The sequence below is a fragment of the Sinisalibacter aestuarii genome, assembly GCF_027923545.1.
GTDB lineage: Bacteria > Pseudomonadota > Alphaproteobacteria > Rhodobacterales > Rhodobacteraceae > Sinisalibacter > Sinisalibacter aestuarii.
Genome location: NZ_BROH01000001.1, coordinates 556,389 through 573,613, shown reverse-complemented (window position 1 = coordinate 573,613; position 17,225 = coordinate 556,389). Strand labels below are relative to the sequence as shown.

Here is a 17,225-nt window from a genome sequence, read left to right as displayed (position 1 = left end):
TTCCTCACTCAAAGACGCATATCAATGCCGTTGGATTTGCGGTTGGCGCCCGGATCGGGCAGGGCCGCCGCAACGGGGCCTGCCTCGGTGTCGTCGCCATCGGTGCCGGGGGCAGGCGCCGGCCCGGTGCGGGCAGCACCAGTGCCATGCCCGTCCCCGCCGCCCGCGAAGGAGAATGCGACCGAGCTGTAGCCCAGTTTGCGCAACTCATCGCCCAGAATCTCGATATGCCGGCGCATCAGATCGAGCGTGTCGCCCCGGTCTGCCGCCAGCGCCACCGACAACACACCGCCATCGGCCGACATCGTCAGGCTGACGCGCCCAAGTTCCTCGGGCTGCAACCGCAACTCAACCCCGCGTTCATGGTTCTGCGCGACGACCTCGGCGATCTGCACCGCCACGGCGCGGGCAAGCTCGGGCCGCGGCGTGGGCGCCGCCAGCGGCGCATGGCCTGCAGGATGCGCCAACCGTGGTTCGGCAAGTGGCACCTCACCCTGCGGCTCACCGCGATCCCCCTCGGCGCCGATACCCACCTCAATCACGGCAGGCAGCCGGTCGGAGGGTGGCGGCGCGGCGGCAATCTGGCCGGCCATCGCGGGCGTCGCCGGGCCGGTGCGTTGCACCTGCGCCACCTCAGCGCGAACGGGCGCCGGCGCATCGGTCATATCGCCCATGTCCGGCTCCGCAAGAGGTGCCGCGCGCGGCATTGGCACCCGCTCCACGGCCAGGGCCGGACCAACAAGCGCTGAGCTTCCCCGCCAGGCCGGGCCGGGCTGCGCGGAAAGCGCGCGCTCCCGGCCAGCGGGATCTGCCGCAACCGCTGGATCGGGCGAAAGATCGGCCACGGCCTCCGCCACGGGCCGGAGCGCCGGCACGGCCCCATCGTGCATCCACATCGCCAAGGCGCGCGGAGCCGGCTGCGCTGGCGCCAACGCCGCAACGGACTGCCGGGCGGCACCGTCGCGGTTGGCAGAGGCACCGCCAGACGATGCCTCCGGCCTGCCCCCCTGCACGGCCTGTCCCGGCTGTGCGGGCTCCCGGCGCTCACTCGATGTTCCCGCCCGCACCGGCACATCCGTCTCGGGCACCGAAACGCTCATGGCGCGAGGCTCCGCCTGTTCGGACAAGGCCCCGCGATCCGGGCGAAGAGCCGATACGGCATGGTCCGTGCCCTTTCCCGGCTCTGCAACATCGTTCACAGCGCGCGCCGGCCCATCCGCCGCCGGCAAGGGCATGACGATCCCGGCATACCCGGCATCAAAAACCACCGCCTCGCCGCCGGCATCGGCAGCGCGGTCCGTCGGCGGCGCGGTCTCATCGGGCAGATCGGCAGAGCCAGTATCGGGGCCGGCTGCCTGCAGATCGCCGTCAGGCATTCGCACCTCACGCTCCGGTCGCCACGCCACCGGGTCGGCCACCGCCACAAGACGGACCGGCTCCATTGACCACCACCCGGTGGGAGCCGGTGGGGCACGATCGCAGGACAGGCATGCCTGCCGGCCCGGCTCCTGCCCCCGCACCCTGCCCGGATCGGCCATCGGCTCCCGCCCATTCTCCTCGGCAAGCACCTCGCCGAAGCCCGACCGGCCCCTAGCTGCCATATCGCCGCGCAGCGGCCCGGCTTCGGGGATGGCCGCCAGCCGTTCCCCGGCCACTATCGCCCGGCCACCATCACCGGCAAAAACCCGGTCGAACGCGCTTTCGCCGACATCGCCGGTTCGGGCACATGCCGCGTCCGCCTCCGTGGCGGGCAGGATGAGGGCGAGCAGGGGCAGGTGCATGATCCGGTCCGGGTATTCTGACTCCGATGGCACGACCATGTCAGAGAGGAGTTACCGATTCTTTACCCGCAGCGGGCAAACTACCGGCGATTTCGGTCAATTCGAAAGATTCGCCATGACCCCGCTTGACGCATTCGCCACCCCCGCCCCACGGCCAGACACGGCACGGCGCGACGCCGCCTTGCACACCGCCGCCCGGGAGCTGGAGGCGAGCTTCCTCGCCGAAATGCTCAAATCCGCCGGGCTGGGCGATATGCCAGACGCCTTCGGCGGCGGTGCGGGCGAAGAGCAGTTCGCCTCTTTTCTGCGGCTCGAACAGGCCCGCGCGATGGTTGGCGCCGGCGGTATCGGGCTTGCCCGGAGCCTGTTCGACGCACTTAAGGAAAGGGCCGACAATGCTGTTTGACCGCCCCGGCGCGGCCGACGCGCTGGAAGATCTGCTCGACCGGGAACGTGCTTTGCTCATCGAAGGCCGGATCGCGCAGCTTGACCGCGCCACCCGGCACAAGGCGCAGCTGATCGCGCGGCTCGCGGGCGCGGCCGACACGGCGCAACTCACCCGCATCCGCGCCAAAGCCGAACGAAATCAGCGGCTTCTGCAAGGTGCCGTGCGCGGGATCGAGGCCGCGCGCCAACGCCTTGCCCACATCGGGGAACCGCCTGTGCGCCTCAGCACCTACAGCGCCGATGGCGCACGCCGGGATCTTGGCCAAACGCACGCCGCAGATGGCATTAACCATCGCGCCTGATTCCTTCGCAGCGCGCCCGTGTCGTCTAAAATCCGACACATTTCGCCCTCAGCTCTTCACCGTTCTTTAGGCACTTCAGCCTCAGGCTGCACGCGCATCCTGAGGGGGTGGCGCGGATTGGGAATAGCACGATCCGCAGAGGTCAGAATGGCTCTGAACCTGCCCCGCAACGGGCGGACCTCAAACCCGGCGCAAACGGCGCCGCACGACTGAAGGAACCACCATATGTCCAGCATTCTGACCAACACCAGCGCAATGGTCGCGCTGCAAACGCTCAAGTCGATCAACTCGAACCTGGCGCAAACCCAGAACGAAATCTCCACCGGCAAGGCCATCGCCTCGGCGAAGGACAATTCCGCCGTCTGGGCGATCTCGAAGGTGATGGAAGCCGATGTGAACGGCTTCACCGCGATCTCCGACAGCCTGTCGCTCGGCGAATCGACCCTTGCCGTCGCCCAAAAGGCATCGGAGACGGTGACCGATCTTCTGAAAGACATGAAGGGCAAGATCGTTGCGGCGCAGGAAGAGAACGTCGACCGCGAGAAGCTCCAGACCGATATCAATGCCTTGCGCGACCAGATCGCCTCGGTGGTGGGCGCCGCGCAGTTCAACGGCCTCAACATGGTTCAGGGCTTCGACGATGTTAACATCCTGTCGTCGCTCGACCGCTCGTCGAACGGCACGGTGTCAGCCTCGAACATTGCCGTGGCGCGCCAGGATCTGACTACGAGCGCAGGCACCGCGGGCACCACCGCGGTGGCCTCGATCACATCCTATGGCTCGATCACCGCCCCGGGTGGCACGGCCGCTGCAACGGGCACGACCACCGACGCAGCCGGCAAGTCCGCCACGCTCACCTTTGGCATGGCCGCCGCGGCGGTCGGGGGTGAAACCTTCGAGATCGACATCAATGGCAGCAAGCTGAACTACACCGCAGCCGCTGGCGACACCAACGATGATGTTGCGGCCTATTTCATGAGTGAGATCAATGCGCTGGGCATTGAAGGGATCAGCGCGGATGCCACCGCGGCCGATCTGGAAATCTCGAACACGCGCGCGTTTTCCTCCGTCAACGTCAACGTCGCCTCGTCGACTGACAGCGAACTTGAAATCACCGATGTGAACGGTGCCGGCGCGCCGACAGATCCGAATGCCGGCACGATCGAACAGCGCGCCGAAACGATCGACTTCTCCGCTGCCGCCGGCGTCGCTGAAGGCGACAGCTTCAAGGTCACGGTCGGCAGCCAGTCGTTGTTTGACTACGTCGCCGGCAAGGGCGAAACGATGGAAGACGTGGCCCGCGGCCTGAAGACTGCCATCGATTCGAACCTGCCGGATGGCGTATCGACCAGGGTGCAGTTCGACAGTGACACCGGACAGTGGTCGCTCGCCGTGGACGATGAAACCGGCGGTCGGGATTTCGCCTTTTCGGTGACCCAGGACGGCACCGCATCGGGCGGCCTCTTCGGCCTCGACTCGGTGGATGTGACCACGGATGCGGGGGCGGCCGCGGCGCTCGACAATATCGAGACGATGATCAACACCGCGATCGACGCCGCCGCCGATTTCGGCTCGGCCGCCGGGCGGGTGGAGACTCAGAACGAGTTCATTTCCAGCCTCACCGACTCGCTCAAGGCCGGGATCGGTTCGCTTGTCGATGCCGATATGGAGGCCGCCTCGGCCCGGCTGCAGGCGCTCCAGGTGCAGCAGCAGCTCGGCACCCAGGCGCTTTCCATCGCCAATCAGGCGCCGCAGAACATCCTCTCGCTGTTCCGCTAAGCCAAGCACCGGCGGGGCGCCCGGACGGCGCCCCGCCCCACACCGCCCTCGCCTGAGCCCTCATGTCAGCGGAAGGAACTCCCGTGAACGCCCTCCAGATGGCCAAAACGGCCTATGCCTCGAACAAGGCCCCGATCAGAACCCCGCGCGGCACCGAATACGATGCCTTCGCCCATGTCACGCACAGCCTCAGCGCCGCCGCCGCCAAGGGCGCGATGGGCTTCGGCCAGCTCGCCGAAGCGCTGCACCGAAACCGCCAGCTCTGGACGATGCTCGCCGCCGATGTGGCCGAGAACACCAATGGCCTGCCGCCCGATCTGCGCGCCCGGATCTTCTACCTCGCCGAATTCACCGCGCAGCACAGCCGCAAGGTCTTGCGCGGCGCCGAAACGGTGGACGTGCTTGTCGAGATCAACACCGCCCTCATGCGGGGCCTGCGCAACGGGGCGGAGCCGGCATGAGCGGCCTTGTCCTCAAGCTCGGCCCGCGCGAGCGGGTTCTCGTCAACGGCGCCGTCCTCGAAAACGGCGACCGCCGGTCGCGGATCTCCATCGTCACGCCGGGCGCCAATATCCTGCGCCTGCGCGACGCGATCCACCCCGATCAGGTCAACACGCCGGTGCGCCGCGTCAGCTATATCGCCCAGCTCGTCCTGTCGGGCGATGCCGACCCGGACGAAGCCCGCCTGCAATTGCTGCGCGGCATCGAACAGCTCAGCCAGGTGTTCACCGACCACGACAGCCGGATGCAACTGGAACAGGCCACCTCGGCAGTGCTGGAAGCCCAGTTCTACCAGGCGCTCAAGGCCCTGCGCGCCCTGCTGCCGCGCGAAGAGCGGCTGCTCGCGGCGGCGCGGGAGATGTAGCGATGGGGTTTCAGCCGATCCTTCCCTTCGGCGGCATGGCCGGCTGGACCTTTCTGCAACGCACACAGGAGGCGCAGAAACAGGCGTTCAACGCCGCGCCCGAGATCCGGCGCGACACAGAATATTTTGCCGAGAAGATCGGCGAGGTCACAAGCGCCGAGGATCTCGTCGGCGATTACCGGCTGCTGAAAGTGGCGCTCGGCGCCTTCGGCCTCGACGATGATTTGCCGAACAAGGCCTTCATCCGCAAAGTGCTCGAAGAAGGCGCGCTCGATCCTACCAGTTTCGCCAACCGGATGGTCGACAAGCGCTACCTCGCTTTGACGGAAGCTTTCGGCTTCGATCTCGGCACCCCGAACACCGCGCTTTCCGACTTCCCCGCGCGAATCCTCGACGCCTACAAGACCCGCCAGTTCGAGATCGCCGTTGGCGCGCAGGACAACGACATGCGCCTCGCCCTGTCGATGGAGCGCGATCTGGGCGCAATTGTCGACGCTGACAACACCGCCAACGGCAAGTGGTATGCGGTCATGGGCAACGAACCCCTGCGCCAGATGTTCGAAACCGCCCTCGGCCTGCCATCGACGCTCGCGGCCCTCGACATCGACGATCAGCTCACCATGTTCCGCGACCGGGCCAAGGCGATCTTCGGCAGCGGCGAGGTGGCGCAGTTTGCCGATCCGCATGCGCGTGACGAGTTGAACCGGCTGTTCCTCGTCCGATCCCAGATCAACGCAGGGCGCGCCGCAATGTCGTCGGGCTCCATCGCGCTCACGTTGCTGCAGACCCGGTAAGCCGAGTAGGCGGGCGGCAAGCACCAAGGTCTGGCCGGTATCCAAGCAAGGTGCCGGCAGACAAGCGCACCGCAAATCGCACTTTGGCGAGCCGTTGAAACAGGGCCTCGCCGGTGGCGGTCCGGCATCGGTCAGCCCTCGCCCTGCGCCCGCGCTTCCCCCGCCAAACACGCCGCCAGCCTGCGGAAGCTGGCCTTCGTATCCTCCCATTCATCTTCCGACAGGAAGGCATCGAGCTTCGGCCAGCTCTCGATCGCCGCATCCAGCGCAGGGTCGGAGCCGGCGGCATAGAGCCCGGCGCGGATCATCATTTCCGAACGGTCATAGGCCCCGAGGCGCTGCCTTGCGGCCGAAATCAGCGTATTCTCCGCCTCGCTCGCGGCGCCGGGCAGGGCGCGGCTCACCGAACGCAACAGGTCGATCGCCGGAAAGCGCCCGCGCTCGGCTATCGACCGGTCGAGCACGACATGCCCGTCGAGCACCCCGCGCAGAATATCGGCCACCGGCTCTTCCATGTCGGACCCGGCCACAAGCACGGAAAACACCGCCGTGATATCGCCCGCCGTCCCCGCACCCGGGCCCGCCCGCTCGCACAGGGCGGTGATCTGATGCGCCGTCGACGGCGGAAAGCCACGCAGGCTGCCTCCCTCGCCCGCCGCCAGCGAGATCTCACGGTGCGCTTCGGCAAATCGCGTCACACTGTCGGCGAGAAACAGCACATGCTTGCCCTGATCGCGGAAGTGCTCGGCCACCGCCATCGCCGTCCAGGCACAGCGGCGGCGCACCAGCGGCGACTGGTCGGAGGTGGCCGCGACCACCACCGCGCGCCGCATCCCCTCGGCGCCCAGCACCCGCTCGACGAATTCGCGCACCTCGCGCCCGCGCTCGCCAATGAGCGCGATCACCACCACATCCGCATGCACCCCGCGCGCGAGTTTGGCGAGCAGGGTCGATTTGCCCACGCCGGACCCGGCAAAAAGCCCGATCCGCTGGCCGCGGACGATGGGCAACAGCGTGTTGAACACGGCAAGCCCCGTCTCCAGCCGGGCGCCCAGCACCCGCCGCTCGGTCGGGTTCATCGGCACACCCCTGAGCGGGCGCGCCACCGGCCCGCGCAGGATCGCCCGCCCGTCGAGCGCCTGGCCCATCGGGTCGATCACCCGGCCGATCCAGCTATCGTCGGGGGCAATCTGGCTCGCGCCGATCAGCGCAACCGCGGCGCCAATGGTAAGCCCCTCGATGTCGCCGTCCGGCAGCACGGTGACGTGGTCTTGCGCAAGGTTCAGCACCTCGCCGCGCCGCCGCACATGGCCCGGCGTGTCGATCTCGACCATGTCGCCCTGCGCCGCCACATGGCTGAGGCCCGACACCTCGATCGTGCCGCGCCCGATCCGCGCGACCCGGCCAACATCGCGCATGGGCGAAACGGCGGCGATTTCGGCGTTGAGCTGATCGAATCCGATATGGGCCATGATTTTTCTCCGGCTTGGGGTGCCTGAAACCGTTTCTAAAGGAATCAGGGTTAAGCCTTGGTTGAACGAAATCGCGGGAGAAGCCCCGATGTTTGAAAATCTTGGTATCTTTTCGATGGCGCAGGCGATGGCGACGCATTCCGCCGCACGCCAGGCCGTGATCGCCGGGAATGTGGCCAATGCCGATACCCCCGGTTACCGCGCCCGCGATCTCGCCTCCTTCGGCGAGACCTTTCGGGCAAATGCCACGGGCGCGCTGCACGCCACCCGCCCGGGCCACGATCTCACCCGCCCTGACGAGCCGGCGCGGCAGGCGCAGGCTGTCCACCGGCCCAACGCCGCCGCGCCGAACGGCAACACCGTATCGCTGGAGCAGGAGATGTTCGCCGCCGCCGAGGCAAAGGGCGAGCACGACCGGGCGCTCGCCATCTACCGCTCGGCGATGACGATCCTGCGCAGTTCCGTGGGCGGGCGAGGGTAGGCGATGGGCGATCTTCTCTCTTCCGCCAAACAGGCCGCGATGAGCGGGATGCAGTCGCAGGCCACCCGCCTGCGCCATACCTCCGAAAACATCGCCAACGCCGATACGCCGGGCTACCGGCGCAAGATCGTCGCCTTCGAACAGATGGTCGAGGGCGGGCGCATGACGGGGCTGGTCGAAACCGGCCCGGTGCGGCTCGACCGGACCACCCTGCCGATGATCTACGACCCCTCTCACCCGATGGCCGATGACAGCGGCTATTACCAAGGATCGAATGTCGATCTCGTGATCGAGATCGCCGACGCGCGCGAAGCGCAGCGCAGCTACGAGGCGAACCTCAAGATGTTCGAGCAGGCGCGGCAAATGTCGCGCGGGCTGCTCGATCTGCTCCGGAAATAGGAGGCCTGAATGGACATCAAATCCACCCTCGCCGCTCAGGGCTATGCCGCAACACGGCCCGCCACCCAGCCGAAAGCCGGAGAAAGTGGCGGCGCGGGCGAAGCCTTCGCCCGGCTGGCGGGCGATTTCGCCGAAACGCTCAACCGGGGCGAACAGGTGGCCAGCGCGTCGATGATCGGAAACGCCGATCCGCACGCGCTGGTTCAGGCCCTCGCCCAGACCGAGCTTGCCGTCGAAACGGCGGTAACGGTGCGCAACAAGGTGGTCGAAGCCTACCAGGAAATCCTGAGGATGCCGGTATGATGAACGAGATCATCTTCTACGACACCCTGCGCGAAGGGCTGTGGAACGCGGTGATCGTCTCGCTGCCGATCCTCACCGTCGCCCTCGTCGCCGGGATCGCCGTGGGCCTGTTCCAGGCGCTCACCTCGATCCAGGAAATGACGCTCACCTTCGTGCCGAAACTCGCGGCAATCCTCGGAGTGTTCTGGCTGTCGATGGGCTTCATGTCCGACACGCTCACCGCCTATTTCCAGGGCACCATCGTGCCCCTGATCGCGGGGGGATGAGATGGACAATGCCGGTTACACCACCCTCACCCGCCAATCGGGCCTGATGGCCGAAATGCAGGCCGTGGCGCATAACATCGCCAACGCTTCCACCACCGGCTACCGGCGCGAAGGCGTGGTTTTCTCCGAATTCGTGCGCGCCCTCGCCCCCGGCGATCCGTCGCTGTCGATGGCCACCGCCAGCGTGCGCGATACCCGGCTCGACCAGGCTCCGCTGACCCAGACCAATGGCAGCTTCGACCTCGCCATCGAGGGCGAGGGGTTTTTCATGATCGAGGGCCCCGAGGGGCCGATGCTCACCCGCGCCGGCGCCTTCACGCCCGCACCCACGGGAGAGCTCACCACGCTTGACGGCTACCGCCTGCTCGATGCCGGCGGCGCCCCCGTCTTCGCCCCGCCCGATGGCGGGCAGATCGCCATCGCCGCCGATGGCACCATGTCGGCGGACGGCCAGCCGCTCGCCCAGATCGGCCTCTGGCTGCCCGCCGACCCGCTCGACATGCGCCACCGCGACGGCGTGCGCTTCGAGGTGCCGGGCGGCGCCGAACCTCTGATCGAGGGCGCCACGATCCTGCAGGGGTATCTCGAAGCCTCGAACGTCGACCCGATTGGCGAAGTCGCCCGGATGATCGAGATCCAGCGCGCCTATGAGCAGGGCCAGTCCTTCCTCGACCGCGAGCACGAGCGCATCCGCGCCGTGATCGAAACCCTCGGCAAGTAACCGGAAAGGAGCTGCCATGCGCGCCCTGAAAATCGCCGCCACGGGGATGCTGGCCCAGCAGATGCGGGTGGAGACGATCTCCAACAACCTCGCCAACATGTCCACCACGGGTTACAACGCGCGGCGCGCCGAATTCGCCGATCTGCACTATCAGCAGATGACCCGGCCCGGCACGATCAACGCCACCGATGGCACCGTGCTGCCCACCGGCGTGCAGCTCGGCCTCGGCGTGCGGCCCGCCGCGGTCTCGATGCAGATCGCCCAGGGCACCCTCAACCAGACCGGCGGCGACCTCGACATCGCCATTGAGGGGCGCGGCTATCTTGAGATCACCCTGCCCTCCGGCCTGTCCGGCTACACCCGCGATGGCGGGCTGAAGCGCAACGGCGAGGGGCTGATCGTCACCTCCGAAGGCTTCCCCGTGGTGCCCGAGATCACCATCCCGATCGAAACGCGCGCGATCTCGATCAACGCCGATGGCGAGGTCTACGCCTATTTCAACGACGAGGTGCAGGCCAAGCTGCTCGGCCAGTTCACCCTGGCCCAGTTCACCAACGAGCAGGGGCTTGAGGCAATCGGCTCCAACACCTTCCTTGAAACCGAGGCCTCCGGCCCGCCGCTGATCGACGCGCCCGGCGAAAACGGGCTCGGCACGCTGCGGCAGGGCTACAAGGAGCAAAGCTCGGTCGATGCGGTGAAGGAAATCACCGAGCTGATCGAGGCCCAGCGCGGTTACGAACTCAACTCGAAGGTCATCACCGCCGCCGACCAGATGCTCGCCGCCACCACGCAGGTGCGCTGATGACGCGCCTGTTCGCCCTGCTCGCCCTCATGGCCACGCCGGCCCAGGCCGATACGGTCATCGCCGCACGCACCATCCGCGCCCAGTCGATCCTCACACCGGGCGATGTCACGCTCGTCGCCGGGGATATCGCAGGCACCTATGTAAGCCTTGATGAGGTGATCGGGCAGGAGGCGCGCGTGGTGCTCTATGCCGGGCGGCCGGTCCGCTCCAACGAGGTCGGCCCGCCCGCCATCGTCGCCCGCAACCAGATCGTCACCCTGTTCTACCGCGCCGGCGGCCTGATGATCGCCGCCGAAGGCCGCGCGCTCGGCCGCGCCGGGGTGGGCGACAGGCTCCGCGTGATGAACCTCGCCTCGCGCCAGATGATCACCGGCATCGTGCGCGATGACGGCACCGTCACGGTTGCCCCCGGCGCCACCCGCTTTCCCGATCTTCCCGTCAACTGAGAGACGCTCATGCTGCCCAAACCCATGCCCCTCGCCCTGACCGCCTTCGCGCTCCTCGCCCTCACCGGATGCGATGACAAGGTGCGCGATCTCGGCCGCCCGCCCTCCATGACCTCGATCGAAGACAGCCGCGAAGCGCAGGCGATGAGCACGATGCCCCTGCCGCGCGACGTGTCGGCCCGGCGCGAGATCGACAGCGCCTCGCTCTGGACCGCCGGCCGCCGGTCGCTGCTTGGCGACCGCCGGGCACGCCAGGCGGGCGACATCCTGACCGTGGCCATCGAGATCGACGATCAGGCCGAACTGTCGGCCAGCTCACAGCGCGGGCGCAGCGGCAGCGAGAATATGAGTGTGGGCGCGCTGCTCGGTTTCGAGGAAGAGGCGCCCCTGGCCGAGCTCGAACTGGCCCCCGGCCTCTCGACCAGCTCGTCCAGCGCCGCCGCGGGCGACGGCACCACCCGGCGCAACGAAAAGATCACCCTGCGCATCGCCGCCACCGTGGTCGGCACATTGCCCAACGGCATCCTGCAGATTCAGGGCAGCCAGGAGGTACGGGTTAACTACGAGCTGCGCGAATTGCTCGTCACCGGCTTCGTGCGGCCCGAAGATATTTCGCGCCAGAACGAAATCCCCTATGACAAGATCGCCTCGGCGCGGATCTCCTATGGCGGGCGCGGCCAGATCACCAATATGCAGCAGCCCCGGCTCGGCCAGCAGGTGACCGATATGGTCATGCCGTTCTGAGGCGCGCGATGGGCAAGATCCTTCCCGTTCTTCTTGCGATCGTCGGGCTTGGCGCGGGCACCGGCGCCGGGCTCGCCCTGCGGCCTGCCCCCGCCCCGGCGGTCGCCGATGGCACCTGCCCCTGCGATTGCGCGGCAATGGCCGAGGCGCTGGAGGCCGCCGGGATCGACCCGGAGGCCGAGGCCGGCCCGGCGGACACGGATTTCGTAAAGCTCAGCAACCAGTTCGTGATCCCGGTCGTGACGGAGGAAAGGATCGCGGCGCTGGTGGTGCTGTCGATCAGCCTCGAAGTGCCCACCGGCGGTTCCGAGCCGATCTACCAGCGCGAGCCGAAACTGCGCGACGCCTTCCTTCAGGTCCTGTTCGACCACGCCAATTCCGGCGGCTTCAACGGTGCCTTCACCGAGGGCCGCAAGATGGACACCTTGCGCACCGGCCTGCTGGAAACCGCCCGCGCCGAGCTGGGCGCGAGCGTGAAAAGCATCCTGATCACCGATATCGCCCGGCAAGACATGTAGGCCCGCCCCGGCCCATTACTCCGCCACGCGCGCCGCCACCTGCCTTGCCCGCGCCGCCTCCCGCTCGCGGATCATCCGCAGGGCATCGCGCTTGCCGAATGCCGTCTGCGCCCGCAGCCGCTGCGCCTCGCGCCGCGCCGCGATCTCGGCCACCTCGCGCGAAATCCGCGCGCGCTCACGCCCGAGCCAGCCCGACCAGCGGGCATCCTGCCCGGTGATGAACGCCAGATCGTCCGCGCCGCAATCGCCGGCCAGGGCTTCGGCCCGTTTCCTGCGCGCCCCGTCCAGAGCGGCGAGATCGGCCTTGCGATCCGCGAGGGCGCGCGACAATGCGTCAAGCCGCGCCAGTTCCGCCTCAAACACCATCCCGGCAAGCGCTTCCAGCGCCGCCAGGTCTTTGCCCGGTGCCGCGCTCACCGGCTTGCCCCCGGCCCGCCGCCCAGACGGGCGCGCATCTTGCGGCGCATCTCCTCGGCAAAGCGGATCGCGGCAGCGATGGCCTGGTAATGCTCCGGCCGGATCTCCTGTCCGATCTCCACCGTCGCGTGGATCGCCCGTGCCGTCGGCGGATCGCTGTGGATCGGCACGCCCGCCTCGGCAGCCAGTTCGCGGATGCGTGCGGCCACCTCATCCACCCCCTTGGCGACGCAAACCGGCGCAGCGCCGGGCAGCCGGCTCCATTTCAGCGCCACGGCGTAGTGCGTCGGGTTCACCACCACCACATCGGCGCCGGGCACATCCGACAGCATCCGGTTCATCGCGATGTCGTAGCCCTTCTGCCGGCGCTGCTGCTTCATCGCCGGGTCGCCCTCGTTCTGCTTGGCCTCGTCCATCAGCTCCTTGCGCGACATCCGGTTCTTGCGCAGATGCTCCTGCCGCTGCCACAGATAATCCACGCCACCGATCGCGAGCGCGATCACCAGCACGAGCGAGAAGAACCGCACCCCGAGATCGAGCAGGACGACCGTGGCCAGCGCCGGGGTGAGCGCGAGCGTACCGAGCATCTCCGGCAATTGCCGCCACAGAAACACGGCCAGCACGACCGAATAGATCGTCAGTTTGGCGAAGCTCTTGCCAAACTCGAACAGCCCGCCGCGGCCAAACTTGTTCTTTGCATTGGCAATCGGGTCGATCCGGCTCAGCTTCGGCTGCAGCTTTTCGGGCGCAACCGTGAAGCTGCGCAGCGCGATGCTGGCGATCAGCACGAAGGCGGCGGGCACCAGAAGCCACGGCATCAGGCCCAGGCCCAGCTCGGCCATCATCGCGCCGGTCACCACCCGCCCGCCGCCGGCAAACATCTCACGCGAAAGTTCGCCCGCCCGCGCGAGCAGCCCGGCCAGCGACGCGCCGGTCGATTGCAGCCCGGACGCGCCGAATGACAGCGCCACGAGGATGAACCCGCCATAGGCCGCGGCGGTGGTCAGGTCCGCCGAGCGCGGCACATCGCCCTTGCGCCGGGCATCGTCGAGCTTTTTCTGGCTCGGCTCGTGCTGCTTGTCGTCCTCCTCCTGCGGCTCCGCCATCAGCCGCCCCCGAACGGATCGGCGAGCAGGCGCAAGAGCCCCTCGCCCCAGACCGACAACAGGATCGGCGCGGTCAGAAACAGCAGGATCAGCCCCCCCGCGGTGATCGCCGGCGCACCGACGAAGGCCACCATCAGTTGCGGCATCGCCCGGTTGATCACCCCGAGCGCGACGTTATAGACGAGCGAGGCCACGACGAAGGGCGCCGCCAGCGTGAAGGCCAGCGCAAAGGCCTGCGCCACCCGCGCCAGCCCCCAGGCCGACAGGATCTCCGCCCCCGGCAAAGCACCCGGCGGAAACACCTCATAGGACAGGATCAGCACCCCGGCGAGCCGCACATGCAGATCCAGCATGACCGCGAGCGCGAGCCCGCCCACAAGCAAAACATGGCCGATGGCCGGCTGCGGATCGGCGTTCTGGCCGCCGAAGATCTGCGCCAGCGAGGTCGCCTGCGCCGCCATCGACCCGGCCATCTGCAGCACCAGCACGAACAGCCGGATCACCGCCCCGATGGCGAGCCCGGCCACCGCCTCCGTCAGCAGCAGGATCCCCGGCATCTCCATCTGCGCCAGCGCCGGGCGCAGCGCGGGGGCGACGGCGGGCAGCACGATCAGCGTGAAGGCGAGCGCCAGCACCAGCCGCACCCGTTCGGGCACGCTGCGTTCCCCGAAGGCGGGAAACAGCGCCATCGCGGCCCCGACCCGCAGGAACACGGCGAAGGCGAGCACCAGCCAGCCCTGCCCCAGATTGGCCAGCATGGCCAGATCCGCCGTCATGCCGGCACCATGCCGACGAGCGAGGGGCGCGCCTCGGTGCCGATCTCCTCGAAAGACAAGACCGGGTTGGCAATCCCCTTGGCCGCCAGCACCGTGCGCAGGAACCGCCGCCGCCGCACCGATGTGACAATCGCGGGATAAACGCCATTCTCGCCGGCCCGCGCCACGCGCTCGGCCACGCCATCGGCCAGCCGCGTGAAGGCGTCGGGCGGCAGGGCAATATCCTGCCCGCCGCGGTCGCCATCCATCTGGTAGGTGGTGAAGGTCTCTTCCCATTCCGGCGCAAGCTGGACGAGCGGCAGCGTGCCATCCTCGCGCCTGAGTTCGGCCACGAGCTGAAACCCCAGCCGCTGGCGCACATGTTCGCAGATCGCATCGGGCGTGGGATAGACGGGCCGCGCCTCCGCCACCGCTTCGAGGATCAGCGGCAGGTTGCGGATCGAAACGCGCTCTTCGAGCAGCAGCCGCAGCACCGTCAGCAACAGATCGACGGGCACCTTGTCGGGCACCAGCTCGTCGAGCAGCCGCCGGTTGGCCTCGGCCCGCCCCGGATCCGACAGGTTGGTGAATTCATCGAGCAGCCGGCGCAGCGCCTTCAGGCTAAGCAGGCGGGCGAAATTGCGCTTCATGACTTCGAGCACATGGGTCGCCAGCACCTCCACCGGAGTCACCACCGTGCCGCCCTGCAGCGCCACCGCCTCCTGCTCCGCCGGCACGATCCAGCGCGCCGGCGCACCGTAAACGGGCTCCTGCACATCGTCGCCCGGCGGCAACGCGATCTCGCTGCCGGTCAGGATCGCCAGCACCTGGCCGGGCACCAGCCGGTCGCGCGCCTGCTCGACACCGTGAATCCGCACGACATAGCTGCCCGCGGGCAGCGCCGGATCGTCGGTCAGCCGGATTTCCGGCAGGATCAGCCCGTAAACGCTGGCGACATGGTTGCGCATATTGGCGATCCGCGCGTCGAGCCCCGTCGCCGGATCGAGCACCATCGTCACCAGATCGGTGGCGAATTGCACATGGATCTCGTCGAGATCGAGCACATCGCCCATCGAGTCGCGCGGCAGGCCCGGCGCCTCATCCGCCCTGGGCGCGGCCGCTTCCGCCGCCAGGCGCCGCACCGCACGCCGATGCCCCCAGAATGCCGCCCCGCCAAGCGCCGCCGCACCGAGAACGAAGGGCAGAAACGGCAGGCCCGGCACCAGCGCGAACAGCGCCATCAGCACGGCGACGGTGGCCAGCGCCGGCGGATAGCGGCCAAGCTGCGAGAAGAAGGCAAGGTCGGTCGAGCCCGTCGCACCGCCACGTGCAAGCAGCAATGCCGAGGCGATGGAGATGATCACGGCGGGGATCTGGCTCACCAGCCCGTCGCCCACGGTCAGGATCGCATAGGTCTCGAAGGCACGGCCGATTTCCATGCCGTGCACCACCACCCCCATGATCAGCCCCATCACGATATTCAGAAGCGTGATCAGAAGCCCGGCAATGGCATCGCCCTTGACGAATTTTGACGCCCCGTCGAGCGAGCCGAAAAACGTCGTCTCGGCCTGTTCGCGCTCGCGCCGCGCCTTCGCCTCCTCATGGGTGATCGCGCCAGACGAGAGGTCCGCGTCGATCGCGAGCTGCTTGCCCGGCATCCCGTCGAGGGCGAAGCGCGCGCCCACCTCGGCCATCCGCCCCGCACCCTTGGTGATGACGATGAAATTGACGATCAGCAGCACGCCAAACACCACGAGGCCCAGAAACAGGCTGCCCGACATCACGAAATTCGCGAAGCCCTCGATCACGTTGCCGGCCGCGCCGGTGCCGGTATGGCCGTTGCCGATGATCAGCTTGGTGGACGAAACGTTGAGCGAAAGCCGCAGCATCAGCGAGGCGAGCAGCACGGTGGGGAAGGCGGAAAAATCCAGCGGCCGTTCGAGAAACAGCGTGACCGTGAACATCAGGATCGCGAGCGCGAAGGAGAGGGCAAGGCCCACATCCAGCACCCAGGCCGGCATCGGCAGGATCATCATCACGATGACTGCCATGAGCGCCAGCGCCAGCAGGATCGTCGGGCGAAACACCTGCGCAAGCGTCATGTGCCCGCCCCCGAAGGCTGGCCGAACAGCCCGCCCGGCACGGCCGGCATGCCGAGCGGCACCAACGAACCGAGCGCCGCCTCGCCGCCCGACTGGAGCAGCGGAAAGCTGTTGATACGTGGGGTATCGGCGGGCGAAGGGCGCGCCCGCGCGCCCGCCGGGTCAATCTCCGCCACCCGCAGCGGAAGCGCATCTTCGTGCTGCAGCCCGGCCCGAAACGCGGCAAAGCGCGCGCGATACCGGTCGGCAAATTCCGGCGTGCGCGAATGATAGGCGCCGGCGGCCTTCTCCCAATCGCCGCTTTCGGCAAACAGCTCGCCCAGAAAGCGCGCCGCATACAGCGCATTTTGCGCCGGATCGAACATCGCCTCGATCGACGCGAAATGTTGGTGATGCCATTTGTAGTTGATCTGGAAGCAGCCGATATCGAAGCTGCGCGCGCCGCGTTTGAAATGCTCCTGCGCATAGGCCAGCGCCGCGTCGGCGGTATCGAACCAAAGCCCCTCGCCCTCCATATTCACGGTCCAGGGCCAGGGCCGCGTGGCACCGTCGCGGCTGCGCCCCGTTTCGGTCAGCGAAATCGCCTTGAGCACCGACACCGGCACATCCGTCCGTGCGGCAGCGAGAACCGCGGCCCGGTCGCAAATCAGCGACATATCGTCGGCAAGCGCCGGGCCGGCGGCAAAGGCCAGGAGCTGCGCGAGGGCCAGAATGGTGGCCAC

Annotated in this window: 22 protein-coding genes; 15 read left to right on the top strand and 7 right to left on the bottom strand. The window is 67.9% G+C overall.

Features of this window, described 5'->3' with window-relative positions:
* Positions 1 to 8: 8 nt before the first annotated feature.
* Positions 9 to 1,781, bottom strand: coding sequence for a flagellar hook-length control protein FliK (locus QMG28_RS02885; RefSeq protein WP_281840659.1), 1,773 nt, complete (start codon positions 1,779 to 1,781; stop codon positions 9 to 11).
* 115 nt (positions 1,782 to 1,896) lie between these two features.
* Between QMG28_RS02885 and QMG28_RS02880 the strand changes: the two genes are divergently transcribed.
* The 6 genes from QMG28_RS02880 (at position 1,897) to QMG28_RS02855 (ending at position 5,968) form a co-directional block, all read left to right on the top strand.
* Positions 1,897 to 2,187 (top strand): rod-binding protein, encoded by a 291-nt coding sequence (locus tag QMG28_RS02880; RefSeq protein ID WP_281840658.1) that lies wholly within the window; start codon positions 1,897 to 1,899, stop codon positions 2,185 to 2,187.
* A complete protein-coding gene (locus QMG28_RS02875; protein ID WP_281840657.1) occupies positions 2,177 to 2,530 on the top strand; it encodes a hypothetical protein in 354 nt (117 codons plus the stop codon). The genes QMG28_RS02880 and QMG28_RS02875 overlap by 11 nt, the downstream gene beginning before the upstream one ends.
* Positions 2,531 to 2,755: 225 nt before the next feature.
* Positions 2,756 to 4,309, top strand: coding sequence for a flagellin N-terminal helical domain-containing protein (locus QMG28_RS02870; protein WP_281840656.1), 1,554 nt, complete (start codon positions 2,756 to 2,758; stop codon positions 4,307 to 4,309).
* Between the two features lie 98 nt (positions 4,310 to 4,407).
* Complete coding sequence (flaF, locus tag QMG28_RS02865; RefSeq protein ID WP_281840655.1) at positions 4,408 to 4,770, top strand: flagellar biosynthesis regulator FlaF; 363 nt, start codon at positions 4,408 to 4,410, stop codon at positions 4,768 to 4,770.
* Positions 4,767 to 5,174, top strand: a complete 408-nt coding sequence (gene flbT / locus QMG28_RS02860; RefSeq protein ID WP_281840654.1) for a flagellar biosynthesis repressor FlbT — start codon at positions 4,767 to 4,769, stop codon at positions 5,172 to 5,174. The genes flaF and flbT overlap by 4 nt, the downstream gene beginning before the upstream one ends.
* A 2-nt stretch (positions 5,175 to 5,176) precedes the next feature.
* Positions 5,177 to 5,968: a DUF1217 domain-containing protein gene (locus QMG28_RS02855; RefSeq protein WP_281840653.1), complete on the top strand. Its 792-nt coding sequence runs from the start codon at positions 5,177 to 5,179 to the stop codon at positions 5,966 to 5,968.
* Between the two features lie 131 nt (positions 5,969 to 6,099).
* On the opposite strand, the gene QMG28_RS02850 is transcribed toward QMG28_RS02855, so the two are convergent.
* Complete coding sequence (locus QMG28_RS02850; RefSeq protein ID WP_281840652.1) at positions 6,100 to 7,440, bottom strand: FliI/YscN family ATPase; 1,341 nt, start codon at positions 7,438 to 7,440, stop codon at positions 6,100 to 6,102.
* Between the two features lie 88 nt (positions 7,441 to 7,528).
* Between QMG28_RS02850 and QMG28_RS02845 the strand changes: the two genes are divergently transcribed.
* From QMG28_RS02845 to QMG28_RS02805, 9 genes are read left to right on the top strand one after another with little or no spacing between them, the layout of a single operon-like run.
* Positions 7,529 to 7,921, top strand: a complete 393-nt coding sequence (locus QMG28_RS02845) for a FlgB family protein (protein WP_281840651.1) — start codon at positions 7,529 to 7,531, stop codon at positions 7,919 to 7,921.
* 3 nt (positions 7,922 to 7,924) lie between these two features.
* Complete coding sequence (flgC, locus tag QMG28_RS02840) at positions 7,925 to 8,320, top strand: flagellar basal body rod protein FlgC (RefSeq protein WP_281840650.1); 396 nt, start codon at positions 7,925 to 7,927, stop codon at positions 8,318 to 8,320.
* 9 nt (positions 8,321 to 8,329) lie between these two features.
* Positions 8,330 to 8,623, top strand: a complete 294-nt coding sequence (fliE, locus tag QMG28_RS02835; protein ID WP_281840649.1) for a flagellar hook-basal body complex protein FliE — start codon at positions 8,330 to 8,332, stop codon at positions 8,621 to 8,623.
* Entirely contained in the window at positions 8,620 to 8,889 is a 270-nt protein-coding gene (locus tag QMG28_RS02830; protein ID WP_281840648.1) for a flagellar biosynthetic protein FliQ, read from the top strand. Before fliE ends, QMG28_RS02830 begins: the two co-directional genes overlap by 4 nt.
* 1 nt (position 8,890) lies before the next feature.
* On the top strand, positions 8,891 to 9,610 hold the full coding sequence (locus QMG28_RS02825) for a flagellar hook-basal body complex protein (RefSeq protein WP_281840647.1): 720 nt from the start codon (positions 8,891 to 8,893) through the stop codon (positions 9,608 to 9,610).
* 16 nt (positions 9,611 to 9,626) lie between these two features.
* Positions 9,627 to 10,412 carry a flagellar basal-body rod protein FlgG gene (gene flgG, locus QMG28_RS02820; protein WP_281840646.1) on the top strand — a complete coding sequence of 262 codons (786 nt, stop codon included), beginning with the start codon at positions 9,627 to 9,629 and terminating at the stop codon, positions 10,410 to 10,412.
* Positions 10,412 to 10,861: a flagellar basal body P-ring formation chaperone FlgA gene (gene flgA / locus QMG28_RS02815; protein ID WP_281840645.1), complete on the top strand. Its 450-nt coding sequence runs from the start codon at positions 10,412 to 10,414 to the stop codon at positions 10,859 to 10,861. The genes flgG and flgA overlap by 1 nt, the downstream gene beginning before the upstream one ends.
* A 9-nt stretch (positions 10,862 to 10,870) precedes the next feature.
* On the top strand, positions 10,871 to 11,605 hold the full coding sequence (gene flgH / locus QMG28_RS02810) for a flagellar basal body L-ring protein FlgH (protein WP_434784413.1): 735 nt from the start codon (positions 10,871 to 10,873) through the stop codon (positions 11,603 to 11,605).
* Between the two features lie 8 nt (positions 11,606 to 11,613).
* Positions 11,614 to 12,123, top strand: coding sequence for a flagellar basal body-associated FliL family protein (locus QMG28_RS02805; protein WP_281840644.1), 510 nt, complete (start codon positions 11,614 to 11,616; stop codon positions 12,121 to 12,123).
* Between the two features lie 15 nt (positions 12,124 to 12,138).
* Here the strand turns inward: QMG28_RS02805 and QMG28_RS02800 are convergent, their stop codons facing one another.
* Genes QMG28_RS02800 through QMG28_RS02780 form a run of 5 tightly spaced genes read right to left on the bottom strand, consistent with a single transcriptional unit; the run spans position 12,139 to position 17,225 of the window.
* Entirely contained in the window at positions 12,139 to 12,540 is a 402-nt protein-coding gene (locus QMG28_RS02800; RefSeq protein WP_281840643.1) for a hypothetical protein, read from the bottom strand.
* The gene (gene flhB / locus QMG28_RS02795) at positions 12,537 to 13,646 is read right to left on the bottom strand and encodes a flagellar type III secretion system protein FlhB (protein ID WP_281840642.1); all 1,110 of its coding nucleotides are present in this window, start codon (positions 13,644 to 13,646) and stop codon (positions 12,537 to 12,539) included. Before flhB ends, QMG28_RS02800 begins: the two co-directional genes overlap by 4 nt.
* On the bottom strand, positions 13,646 to 14,422 hold the full coding sequence (locus QMG28_RS02790) for a flagellar biosynthetic protein FliR (protein WP_281840641.1): 777 nt from the start codon (positions 14,420 to 14,422) through the stop codon (positions 13,646 to 13,648). The genes flhB and QMG28_RS02790 overlap by 1 nt, the downstream gene beginning before the upstream one ends.
* Positions 14,419 to 16,503, bottom strand: coding sequence for a flagellar biosynthesis protein FlhA (gene flhA, locus QMG28_RS02785; protein ID WP_281840640.1), 2,085 nt, complete (start codon positions 16,501 to 16,503; stop codon positions 14,419 to 14,421). The genes QMG28_RS02790 and flhA overlap by 4 nt, the downstream gene beginning before the upstream one ends.
* A complete protein-coding gene (locus QMG28_RS02780; protein WP_307726336.1) occupies positions 16,500 to 17,225 on the bottom strand; it encodes a transglycosylase SLT domain-containing protein in 726 nt (241 codons plus the stop codon). The genes flhA and QMG28_RS02780 overlap by 4 nt, the downstream gene beginning before the upstream one ends.